The following is a 10,857-nucleotide window of genomic DNA, read 5'->3' as shown; positions in this document are numbered from 1 at the left end:
ATCGGGCGTGGGGGTTCAAGTCCCCCCTCGGACACCAGCGGAGAACCCCCAGGTCACCCTGGGGGTTCTTGCTTTTCCCCTGGGTCCGTTCACCGGACCGCGTGCGGCGCCACCAGCCTCTGATCCCGCAGTTCACCCAGGACGAGTGCGGCGTACTCGGTGGCACCGCGCACCGAGGTGTGGGTGTTGTCGCGCTTCTCGTCGTACAGGTAGAGGGCCTTGGACGCCTCGGGGCCGAGCTCCTCGACCCGCGCCTTGGTGAGGGCGGTGAGGTCGACGAGCGGGATGTCCTGCTCGGCGGCGAGGGTGCGCACCTGGGCGGGCAGGTCGACGCCCAGGCCGTTGACGAGGAGAGCGGTGCCGTTGTCGAGGGTGCCGTCCGTGTTGAACCAGCGGCGGACGATCGGGGTGACGAGTACGGGCCGGCCTCCCTCGGCGCGTACGCCCTCGGTCATCGCGGTGAGATTGGCGCGGTAGGTGTCGCGGTCGGTCTCCTTGTCGTTGTGGGCGAGCTGGATGAGGACGAGGTCGCCGTGGTGGATACGGGCCCGGAGGGCGGGGAACAGCGCGGGGTTGTCCAGGAAGGACTGTGAACCCTCTCCGGAGTCCGCGTAGTTGGCGACGGAGAGCCGGTCGGTGAGGTACTGCGGGAGGTGCTGCCCCCAGCCCGCGTAGGGCTCGCCCGGCTGGTCGCAGACGGTGGAGTCGCCGGCGAGCAGGATCTGCGGCGTGCGGACGCGCTCGACCCGCACCGACGCGAGCTGCGGGGCGGCGCCGCCGAGGACCAGGTCGAGCCCGGGGGTGCCGGGGGCGCCGGTGGGCTCGCCCTCGGGGTCGCGGACGTCCACGGTGAAGCTGCGCCGCACGGTCCTGCCCGCCGCGTTGGGCGTCTCGGCGAGCATGGTTCTGCGGGTCTCGGCGGTGACGGCGGTGGAGCCGGGCTGCGCGCCTCCGCCGAGGAGGAGGCGGACGCGGTACGTCCCGGGGGCCACGTCGAAGTGACAGACGACCGGGCCGGCGCCGCTGCACCGGCCGAGGCCGTCCCCGCCGGGGACGTGCCCCTGCGCACGGGCCGGCACGGAGGCGGCGGTGGTCAGGGCGGCGACGGCGGCGCAGGCGGCCAGCAGTGCGGTACCGGCTCGGCGCATGACGGAACTCCTTCTCGCTGAATGGATTCAACGGACTGGAACCCTAGCGCCGGACGGCAAGCGCTTTCTACGGAACGGGCGGTTTCATGGGCCCGGCGGACGCGGCAGGACCTACGAGCGTCCGCCGGGGGCCCGCGCGGTGGGATGATGGAGGCGCCGTGCCCGTCCGTTCCGGGCCCCTGACCCGAGACAAGGACCGATGCGCGATGAGAGGCCGGGCGAAGCCCCCTGCCGCCCCGCTCCCCCAGCGTGCCGGCGTCGACCCGGTGCGGGTGCGGTTCCCGGCTGATCCCGCTGGGGCGTGGCCCACCGTGCGGGACCATCTGCTGGACCGGTTCGCGGGGGCGGTCGGGGCCGGGCGGGTGGACGCCATGCTGGACGAGGGAAGCTTCGTCGGGGCGGACGGCCGTGCGGCGCGGGCGGACGAGCCGTACACCGCCGGGCGCCACCTCTGGTTCCACCGTGACTTCGCCCCCGAGGAGCCGGTGTCCTTCCCCGTCGGCGTCGTCCACCGCGACGACCGCCTGGTGATCGCGGACAAGCCGCACTTCCTCGCCACCACCCCGCGCGGCCGGCATGTCACCCAGACCCTGGTCGCCCGGCTGCGGGACGAGCTGGGCCTGCCGGAGCTGCAGCCCGCGCACCGGCTGGACCGGCTGACGGCGGGCCTGGTGCTCTGTGTCGTACGGGCCGGGGACCGCGGCGCGTACCAGACGCTGTTCCGGGACCGGCTGGTGCGCAAGGAGTACGAGGCGGTGGCCCCGTACGATCCGGCGCTCACGCTCCCCCGCACCGTGCGGAGCCGGATCGTGAAGGAGCGCGGGGTCATCGCGGCGCGCGAGGAGCCGGGGCCGGCGAACAGCGAGAGCCGGGTCGAACTGCTGGAGCACCGGGGCGCCCTGGGCCGCTACCGGCTGCTGCCCGCGACCGGCCGCACCCATCAGCTGCGGGTCCATATGAACGCGCTGGGGCTGCCGTTGGTGAACGACCCGGTCTATCCGGTGGTGGAGCCCGAGCCGGAGCACGCCGAGTACGGGCGTCCGCTGCAACTGCTCGCGCGGGTGCTGGAGTTCACCGACCCGGTCACGGGTGAGCCGCACCGCTTCCAGAGCGGGCTGCGGCTCTCCGCGTGGCCGGGCCGGTGAGGCGTCCCCCGGTCAGTGACCGCGGTTGATCCAGTCCTCCAGCTGCGGGGCCTCCGCGCCGATGGTGGTGGAGTCGCCGTGTCCGGTGCGGACCTCGGTCTCCGGCGGGAGGGCGAAAAGCCGGTCCCTGATGGAGTCGATGATCGTCGGGAAGTGCGAGAAGGACCGTCCGGTCGCTCCGGGGCCGCCCTGGAAGAGGGTGTCGCCGGTGAAGACGGTGGCCAGCTCGGGGGCGTACAGGCAGACCGCTCCCGGGGCGTGGCCCGGGGTGTGCAGGACCGTCAGGTGCACACCGGCGATCTCCAGCTCCTGGCCGTCGGCCAGTTCGGCGTCGGGGGCGCGGTCCGGGTGGGTCTGCCGCCACAGCTCCAGGTCGTCGGGGTGCAGCAGGATCGGCGCCCCGGTCGCGTCGGCGAGGGCGGGGGCCGCGTCGATGTGGTCGTTGTGCGCGTGGGTGCAGATGATCGCGCGCAGCGTACGGCCGCCGAGCGCGGCCTGGATCGCCGCGGCGTCGTGGGCGGCGTCGATGACGACGGCCTCGGTGTCGTCGCCGACGATCCAGACGTTGTTGTCGACGTCCCACTCGCCGCCGTCGAGGGCGAAGGTGCCGGAGGTGACGAGGTGGTCGATGCGGGCGGTCATCAGAACACCACCACCGAGCGCAGGACGTCGCCGTCGTGCATGCGGGCGAAGGCCTGCTCGATCTCGCCGAGCTGGATGGTCTCGGTGACGAAGGCGCCCAGGTCGAGGCGGCCCTGCTGGTGCAGGTCGATGAGCATCGGGAAGTCACGCGAGGGCAGGCAGTCGCCGTACCAGGAGGACTTGAGCGAGCCGCCGCGGCCGAAGACGTCCAGGAGCGGGAGTTCGAGCTGCATCTCGGGCGTGGGCACACCCACGAGGACGACGGTGCCGGCCAGGTCGCGGGCGTAGAAGGCCTGCTTGTACGTCTCCGGGCGGCCGACCGCCTCGATCACGACGTCCGCGCCGTTGCCGCCGGTGAGTGCGCGGATGGCCTCGACCGGGTCGTCCGCACGGGAGTTGACGGTGTGGGTGGCGCCCATCTTCTTCGCCGTCTCCAGCTTGCGGTCGTCGATGTCGACCGCGATGATCTTCGCCGCTCCGGCGAGCCGGGCACCGGCGATCGCGGCGTCGCCGACGCCTCCGCAGCCGATGACCGCGACGGAGTCGCCGCGGCCGACCTGGCCGGTGTTGATGGCGGCGCCGATGCCCGCCATGACGCCGCAGCCGAGCAGTCCGGCGACGGCCGGGGAGACCTCGGGGTCGACCTTGGTGCACTGGCCGGCGGCGACGAGGGTCTTCTCCGCGAACGCGCCGATGCCGAGCGCCGGGGAGAGCTCCGTGCCGTCCAGAAGGGTCATCTTCTGCTTGGCGTTGTGGGTGTCGAAGCAGTACCAGGGGCGGCCGCGCAGACAGGCGCGGCACTGGCCGCACACCGCACGCCAGTTGAGGACGACGAAGTCGCCCGGCGCGACGTCCGTGACGCCGTCGCCGACGGACTCCACGACACCCGCGGCCTCGTGGCCGAGCAGGAACGGGAAGTCGTCGTTGATGCCGCCCTGCTTGTAGTGCAGGTCGGTGTGGCAGACGCCGCACGCCTGGATCTTGACCACGGCCTCGCCGGGGCCGGGGTCCGGCACCAGGATCGTCTCGACGCGAACGGCCTCGTTCTTCCCCGGTGCGATGACCCCTTGTACCTGCTGCGCCATGCCGTGGTCTCCCATTCCGACTGCCCCGTCAATTCCGAAGATCGAACCCGCCCACCGTACCCGGGCGGGGGGCCGCTCACGGGGCGAGTACGTCCAGTTCGTGCAGCGCGCCGACCGCGATCTCCTTGGTCAGCCGTTCCGCCTCCTCGGCGTCCCCCTCGCGCACGGCCTCGGCGAGCCTGACGTGGAGGGTGACGGCGGCGGGGTCCGGGTCCTCGAACATCACCTGGTGGTGGGTGCGGCCCGCGAGGACCTCGGCGACGACGTCGCCGAGCCGCGCGAACATCTCGTTGCCGGAGGCGTTGAGCACGATGCGGTGGAAGGCGGTGTCGTGCCGGAGGTATCCCTCCAGCTGGTGGCCGCGGGAGGTCGCGACCATGCCGAGGGCGCACTCGGTGAGCGCGGCGCACTGCTCGGCGGTGGCGTTGCGGGCGGCGAGGCCCGCGGCGACGGGTTCGACGGCGGACCGCAGCACGGTGAGGGAGCGCAGCTGCCGGGGCCGGTCGGAGCCGGCGAGCCGCCAGCGGATGACCTGGGGGTCGTAGACGTTCCACTCCTCGGTGGGCCGTACGGTCACGCCGACCCGGCGCCGGGACTCGACCAGGTGCATGGACTCCAGGACGCGGACCACTTCGCGTACGACCGTGCGCGAGACGTCGAAGCGCTGGGCAAGCTCGTCGGTGCGCAGCACCTGGCCGGGCGGACTGTCCCCCGCCGCGATCTCCAGGCCCAGGGTGTCCAGCACATGCGTATGGAGCCCCTGGGCAGGTGTGGTCATGCCCACAACCCTACGGGGCGGCCTGCGGGAACAAAAAGTACGACGTTTATGTCACAGCCACTTGAATAAGTCGTATGTAATGGGTTTCAGTAGCGCGACGGACCGATGTCGCGGACCGATGTCGATGAAGACAGCGAGGCACCAATGAGCACCCCCCACGTCGTCGTGGTGATGGGCGTAGCAGGGACGGGCAAGACCACGATCGGCCCCCTGCTCGCCGACGCACTGGGCGTCCCCTACGCCGAGGGCGACGACTTCCACCCGCCGGCCAACATCGCCAAGATGTCCGCCGGAACGCCTCTGGACGACGACGACCGCTGGCCCTGGCTGGACGCGATCGGGCAGTGGGCGCACGGCCGGGCGGGGCTCGGTGGCGTCGTCAGCAGTTCGGCGCTCAAGCGCGCGTACCGCGACCGGCTGCGGGCCGAGGCCCCCGGTGCCGTCTTCCTGCATCTGACCGGCGACCGGTCCCTCATCGAACACCGCATGGCGGACCGCAAGGGCCACTTCATGCCGACCGCGCTGCTCGACTCCCAGTTCGCCACCCTGCAGCCGCTGCAGGAGGACGAGGCGGGCGTCGCCGTCGACGTGTCCGGCACCCCCGAGGAAATCACCGACCGTGCCGTCGCCGCGCTGCGCCGGCTCGCGAACTAAGGATCACCACCGTGACCAGTCTCAGCGTCGAGATGCTGGCAGCGGACGCCGTCGAACCGATCACTTCGGCCGGTAACGCACAGCTGGGCATCGCCGTACTGGCGGGCATCGCCGTCATCGTCCTGCTCATCACCAAGTTCAAGATGCACGCGTTCCTCGCGTTGACCATCGGCTCGCTGGCGCTCGGCTCCTTCGCCGGGGCCAACCCGGCGAAGACCATCGCCAGCTTCACCGCGGGTCTCGGTTCGACCGTCGCGAGTGTGGGTGTCCTGATCGCCCTGGGCGCCATCCTGGGCAAGCTGCTCGCCGACTCCGGCGGCGCCGACCAGATCGTCGACACGATCCTCGCGAAGGCGAGCGGGCGCGCCATGCCGTGGGCGATGGTGCTGATCGCCTCGATCATCGGGCTTCCGCTCTTCTTCGAGGTCGGAATCGTGCTGATGATTCCGGTCGTGCTGCTGGTCGCCAAGCGCGGCAACTACTCGCTGATGCGGATCGGCATCCCCGCGCTCGCCGGTCTCTCGGTGATGCACGGGCTGATCCCCCCGCACCCCGGCCCGCTGGTCGCGATCGACGCCCTCGGCGCCAACCTGGGCATCACGCTGGCCCTCGGTGTGCTGGTGGCCATCCCGACCGTGATCATCGCGGGTCCCGTCTTCTCCCGTTACGCCGCCCGCTGGGTGGACATCGAGGCGCCGGAGAAGATGGTCCCGCAGCGTCCCTCCGAGGACCTGGAGCGCCGGCCCCGCTTCGGCGCGACGCTGGCGACGATCCTGCTGCCCGTCGTGCTGATGCTGGTCAAGGCCCTCGTCGACATCGTCGTGGACGACCCCGAGAACCACGTCCAGCGGGTCACCGACGTCATCGGATCGCCGCTGATCGCGCTGCTGGCAGCCGTCATCGTCGGCATGTTCACGCTGGGCCGGGCGGCCGGGTTCACCAAGGGCCGTCTCTCCAGCACCGTCGAGAAGTCACTCGCCCCGATCGCGGGCATCCTGCTCATCGTGGGCGCCGGCGGCGGGTTCAAGCAGACCCTCATCGACGCCGGTGTGGGCCAGATGATCCTGGAGTTCTCCCAGAACTGGTCGATCCCCGCCCTGCTGCTCGGCTGGCTGATCGCCGTCGCGATCCGCCTCGCGACCGGCTCGGCCACGGTGGCCACCATCTCGGCGGCCGGTCTGGTCGCCCCGCTGGCCGCCGACCTGTCGACGTCGCACGTCGCGCTGCTCGTCCTGGCGGTCGGTGCGGGTTCGCTCTTCTTCAGCCATGTGAACGACGCGGGGTTCTGGCTGGTGAAGGAGTACTTCGGCATGGACGTGCCGCAGACGATCAAGACCTGGTCGGTGATGGAGACGATCATCTCCGTCGTCTCGCTGGGCTTCATCCTGCTGCTCTCGCTCGTGTTGTAGCCGGCCTCACTCCTCGGGCTCCCGCCACAGCGGGTGCTCGGAACGGGCCCAGGGGCGCTCGACCGACCCGGTGCGCATGCCACGGCGTGCCTCCGGGTCGGCGAGCGCCTTCGCCATGTGTCCGGCGAGGACGATGCCGATCGCGAGGGCCAGCCAGTCGTGGACGAAGGTCGCGCCCGTACGCCACACCAGCGGGGCAAGGCCGGTGAACCACATCAGCAGCCCGGTCCCCAGCATCACCAGCACGGCGCCCGCGATCCAGCCGGCGTAGAGCTTCTGGCCGGCGTTGAACTTCCCGGCCGGCCTGGAGCCGGGCGTGCGGTCGCGGCGCAGGGCGGCCCTCAGCCACTGCCGGTCGTGCGGCCCGAACCGGTTGAGGCGGGAGAGGTCCGCGCGCAGGGCCCGCGAGACCAGCCCGGCCAGCAGCGGTACGGGGATGAGCAGCCCGGACCACTCGTGCACGGTGACCACCAGGTGCCGGCGGCCGACGAGCTCGGCGAGCTGGGGGACGTACAGGAAGGCGGCCGTGGCGACGCAGAGCAGGGTCAGCCAGGCCGTGGTGCGGTGCACCCAGCGCTCCGCCGTGGTGAAGCGCCGCACCTTCGGGCCGTGTTCAGGCAGTAGGGGCGTCGTCCCGTCCGTTGGAACGGCCCACCCAGGCGTCGACGTCATATCCGAGCTCCTCCCAGTATCCGGGGCGCACGGAGTCGGTGACGGTGATCCCGGAGAGCCATTTCGCCGACTTGTAGAAGTACATCGGGGCCACGTAGAGCCGGACCGGGCCCCCGTGGGAGTGGGCCAGCGGCTTGTCCTGCATGCGCGTGGCGACCAGGACGTCCGGGCGGCGGGCCTGGTCGAGCGTGAGGCTCTCGCTGTACGCACCGTCGAAGCAGGTGAAGCGGATCGCCTTCGCCCCGGGGCGTACCCCCGCCGCGTCCAGCAGCGCCGAGAGCCTGACGCCCTCGAAGGGGGTCTCGGGCACCCGCCAGCCGGTGACGCACTGGACGTCGCGCACCATGCGGGTCTGCGGCAGCGCCTTCAGGGAGGCGAGCGTGTACGTCGCCGGGCGGTCGACCATGCCGTCCACGGTGAGGCGGTAGTCGGCGGCGGTCCGCTCGGGCACGGAGGTGGTGACCGAGTAGTAGCGGAAGCCGCCGCCGTTGGGCAGCAGGCCGGTGAGGCCGGTGGGGTCCTTGTCGGCGACGGCGCCCAGACCGTTCTCCAGCGCGCGCTGGAGGACGGGGGCGGCCGCCACACCGGCGGCGCCGAGGCCGAGCATGGTCAGGACCAGACGGCGGCCGACGGGCGCGCCGCCCTCGTCGGGAGGGGGACTGTTCACGCGCCCATTCGAACACCCGCGGCCGTCCGTCACCAGGGGCCGCGGGTGTGCGTCACTCTTCCGTAAGAAGGCGGGAAGGGCCGGGTCAGCGCGGGTCCGGGCCGCCCTCCGCCGCCTTCTCCAGCTGGAACGCCTCGTTGCCGAGGCCGATCCGCGCGTGGACCTCGGGCCTGGTGCGGCGCAGCACCGCCCCGTAGAGCAGGCCGCCGGCGAGGGCCAGGACGATGACGCCGGGCAGCAGCCAGTTCAGCACGGAGCCGGGGCCGGAGCCGACCAGGACGTCGAAGTCCCGGACGGTGAAGACGGCGATGGACAGCAGGGCGAGGCCCGCGAGTCCGGAGGCGACGAGCCGGGGTGCCTGCGCGCGGCCGGCGCCGCGCCGTACGAAGAACGCGATGACGGCGAAGGAGGCCGCGGCCATCAGCACGATCACGCCGAGGGCTCCGACGTTGCCCATCCAGGTGAACAGGTGCAGGACGGGCGCGGTGGGGTCGCCGACCGGGTTGTCGTCGGTGACGGCGAAGGCGAGCACGATCACGACGGAGAGCGCCGACTGGAGCATGGAGCCGGTGGCGGGGGCGCCACTGGCCTTGTTGGTGCGGCCGAATCCGGCCGGCAGCAGTCCTTCGCGGCCCATGGCGAAGGCGTAGCGGGCGACCACGTTGTGGAAGCTGAGCAGCGCGGCGAACATGCCGGTGACGAACAGGACGTGCAGGACGTCGGTGAACGTGGCGCCGAGCCGCTCCTCGGTGAGGCCGAAGAGCATTCCCGGGCCCTCCTTGAGCGAGGTGTCCGCGATGGACGAGGGGCCGGCGGCGACGGTCAGGGCCCAGGAGCTGACGGCGAGGAACAGGGCGGCGTAGCCGACGGCCAGGAACATCACCCGGGACACGACGATCTGCGGGCGGCTGGTCTCCTCGGCGTACACCGGGGCCTGTTCGAAGCCGACGAAGGCGGCGATGCAGAAGCAGAGGGCCGTACCGAGGCCGGCTCCGGTGAGCGTCTCGGGGTTGAACGCGTGCAGGGAGAGGCCCTCGGGGCCGGGCTTGCCGACGGCGGCGATGTCGAAGATCACCACGAGGGCGCACTCGATGACGAGCAGCACCCCGAGCACCTTGGCGTTGAGGTCGATCTTCAGCCAGCCCAGTACGCCGACGACGGCCACGGCGACCAGGGCGGGGATCCACCACTGGAGGTCGATGTCGAGGTACGTGGCGAAGAGGCCCGAGACCTCGAAGCCGAGGATGCCGTAGATGCCGACCTGCATGGCGCTGTAGGCGACCAGCGCGACGAGCGAGGCGCCCGCACCGGCCGTGGGGCCGAGGCCCCGGGCGATGTACGCGTAGAAGGCCCCGGCGTTGTGGACGTGCCGGCTCATCTCCGCGTAGCCGACGCTGAACAGCATCAGGACGATGCCGAGGATGACGTAGAGCAGGGGCTGCCCGACGATGCCCATCACGCCGAAGACGGTGGGCATCACCCCGGCGACGACCATCAGGGGGGCGCTGGCGGCGAGGACGGACAGGAGCAGCCCGGGGGTGCCGAGCCGGTCCGCGCGCAGGGCGCGTTCCTCGCCCTTGTAGGTGTTGATCCCGCCGGTGCCGGCCGTCCCGGTGGTGCCGGTCTCGCTCGTATCTGTTCTGCCCGTCGACATGGCGGGGGTGGTCCCTTCGTCGATATCTGCGTGCGTCAGGGGGCACCGAGCGCGAGGGTGCGCGCGGCGAGGAAGTCGGGGTACGGGTCGCGGCCGGCGTACGACCAGGGGGCCTCGGTGGCGTGCGGGCCGATGCGGTGGAAGATCGCGGCGGCCTCGGCGGGGCGGCCCTCGCAGATCTTCGCGTGGGCGAGGAAGTTGAGGTCGACGCGGTGGCGGGGGTGGTCCTCGCGTTCCCATTCGAGCCACCAGTCGAAGGCAGCCTTCATCACCTGTCTGGCCCGGCGCCCCGACCAGTGGCCCGAGGCGGCCGGGTCGTCGGACACGACGCCGGCGGCGGCCAGGACGCGGTAGCGCTCGGCGTGGGCGACTACGGGGAGCACGGCGAGCGGGGAGTCGGCCGGTGCCTGTTCGGCGGCCCATGCGGCGAAGTCGTACACCTCGTGGAGCGGGTCGCTCTCGGGGTGCGCCTCGGCGAGGCCGGCCGTCATCAGGTGGTGGGCGTGGTGGTGTTCGGGGTGGCGGGCGCGGATCTCCTCGAAGTGCCGGGCGGCGGCCTGGTGGGTGCCGTGCGTGCGCTCCAGCGTCATCAGGCCGAGCCAGGGGGTGGGGTCGTCCGGGTCCTGGGCGGCCGCGGCCAGGCATGCCTCGCGCGCCCGGGCGCGTTCGTCCGCGGTGGCCTTGGGGCGCCGGGCACGGGCGACGGAGGCACAGGCGAGCAGCGTCGTGGCGTCGGCGCTGTCCGGTTCGGCGAGCAGCCAGTCCCGCGCCCAGCCGGCGGCGGACGGTACGGCGGCGAGGGCGAGCAGACGGTGGCCGCGCAGATCCCAGTCGGTGCCCGTCGCGACGAGCAGGGAGCGGGCCCTGGTCCACCGGCCCTGGGCGAACTGTCCTCGTACGTCGATGAGTTCGCTGTCGTCGAGCGCCGGGTCGAAGATGTGGTCCGAGCGTCCGCCCTTACGGCGGGAACGGCCCAGGGGCGGCGGAGGCGGAGACATCCGCA

At 72.1% G+C, this 10,857-nt stretch carries 11 protein-coding genes; 3 read left to right on the top strand and 8 right to left on the bottom strand.

Annotated features, from left to right (window positions below):
* Nucleotides 1-89 precede the first annotated feature (89 nt).
* Nucleotides 90-1,148, bottom strand: a complete 1,059-nt coding sequence (locus JKV81_RS24015; RefSeq protein ID WP_202077732.1) for a rhamnogalacturonan acetylesterase — start codon at nucleotides 1,146-1,148, stop codon at nucleotides 90-92.
* A 206-nt stretch (nucleotides 1,149-1,354) separates the two neighbouring features.
* Between JKV81_RS24015 and JKV81_RS24010 the strand changes: the two genes are divergently transcribed.
* The gene (locus JKV81_RS24010; RefSeq protein WP_202077730.1) at nucleotides 1,355-2,293 is read left to right on the top strand and encodes a pseudouridine synthase; all 939 of its coding nucleotides are present in this window, start codon (nucleotides 1,355-1,357) and stop codon (nucleotides 2,291-2,293) included.
* A gap of 12 nt (nucleotides 2,294-2,305) precedes the next feature.
* Here JKV81_RS24010 and JKV81_RS24005 read toward each other — a convergent pair whose 3' ends face one another.
* From JKV81_RS24005 to JKV81_RS23995, 3 genes are all read right to left on the bottom strand, one after another.
* The gene (locus JKV81_RS24005; RefSeq protein ID WP_129261606.1) at nucleotides 2,306-2,935 is read right to left on the bottom strand and encodes an MBL fold metallo-hydrolase; all 630 of its coding nucleotides are present in this window, start codon (nucleotides 2,933-2,935) and stop codon (nucleotides 2,306-2,308) included.
* Nucleotides 2,935-4,020 carry an S-(hydroxymethyl)mycothiol dehydrogenase gene (locus JKV81_RS24000; RefSeq protein WP_124279587.1) on the bottom strand — a complete coding sequence of 362 codons (1,086 nt, stop codon included), beginning with the start codon at nucleotides 4,018-4,020 and terminating at the stop codon, nucleotides 2,935-2,937. The genes JKV81_RS24005 and JKV81_RS24000 overlap by 1 nt, the downstream gene beginning before the upstream one ends.
* 76 nt (nucleotides 4,021-4,096) lie before the next feature.
* Nucleotides 4,097-4,798: a FadR/GntR family transcriptional regulator gene (locus JKV81_RS23995; protein WP_202077728.1), complete on the bottom strand. Its 702-nt coding sequence runs from the start codon at nucleotides 4,796-4,798 to the stop codon at nucleotides 4,097-4,099.
* Nucleotides 4,799-4,942: 144 nt separating this feature from the next.
* Here JKV81_RS23995 and JKV81_RS23990 point away from each other — a divergent pair, with 144 nt between their 5' ends.
* Together JKV81_RS23990 and JKV81_RS23985 are read left to right on the top strand one after the other, a co-directional pair.
* Nucleotides 4,943-5,452 carry a gluconokinase gene (locus tag JKV81_RS23990; RefSeq protein WP_129261610.1) on the top strand — a complete coding sequence of 170 codons (510 nt, stop codon included), beginning with the start codon at nucleotides 4,943-4,945 and terminating at the stop codon, nucleotides 5,450-5,452.
* Nucleotides 5,453-5,463: 11 nt separating this feature from the next.
* A complete protein-coding gene (locus tag JKV81_RS23985; RefSeq protein ID WP_124279585.1) occupies nucleotides 5,464-6,861 on the top strand; it encodes a GntP family permease in 1,398 nt (465 codons plus the stop codon).
* Nucleotides 6,862-6,867: 6 nt separating this feature from the next.
* Here the strand turns inward: JKV81_RS23985 and JKV81_RS23980 are convergent, their stop codons facing one another.
* From JKV81_RS23980 to JKV81_RS23965, 4 genes are all read right to left on the bottom strand, one after another.
* Nucleotides 6,868-7,533: a cytochrome b/b6 domain-containing protein gene (locus tag JKV81_RS23980; RefSeq protein ID WP_202077726.1), complete on the bottom strand. Its 666-nt coding sequence runs from the start codon at nucleotides 7,531-7,533 to the stop codon at nucleotides 6,868-6,870.
* On the bottom strand, nucleotides 7,475-8,140 hold the full coding sequence (locus JKV81_RS23975; protein ID WP_236057559.1) for a molybdopterin-dependent oxidoreductase: 666 nt from the start codon (nucleotides 8,138-8,140) through the stop codon (nucleotides 7,475-7,477). The genes JKV81_RS23980 and JKV81_RS23975 overlap by 59 nt, the downstream gene beginning before the upstream one ends.
* A gap of 145 nt (nucleotides 8,141-8,285) precedes the next feature.
* Nucleotides 8,286-9,854, bottom strand: a complete 1,569-nt coding sequence (locus tag JKV81_RS23970) for an APC family permease (protein ID WP_129261618.1) — start codon at nucleotides 9,852-9,854, stop codon at nucleotides 8,286-8,288.
* A gap of 35 nt (nucleotides 9,855-9,889) precedes the next feature.
* Nucleotides 9,890-10,852: a hypothetical protein gene (locus tag JKV81_RS23965; RefSeq protein WP_202077724.1), complete on the bottom strand. Its 963-nt coding sequence runs from the start codon at nucleotides 10,850-10,852 to the stop codon at nucleotides 9,890-9,892.
* Nucleotides 10,853-10,857: the final 5 nt, after the last annotated feature.

The organism is Streptomyces silvae, assembly GCF_016745505.1.
Taxonomy (GTDB): Bacteria; Actinomycetota; Actinomycetes; order Streptomycetales; family Streptomycetaceae; genus Streptomyces; species Streptomyces silvae.
This window is presented reverse-complemented; position numbering and strand designations above follow the sequence as displayed.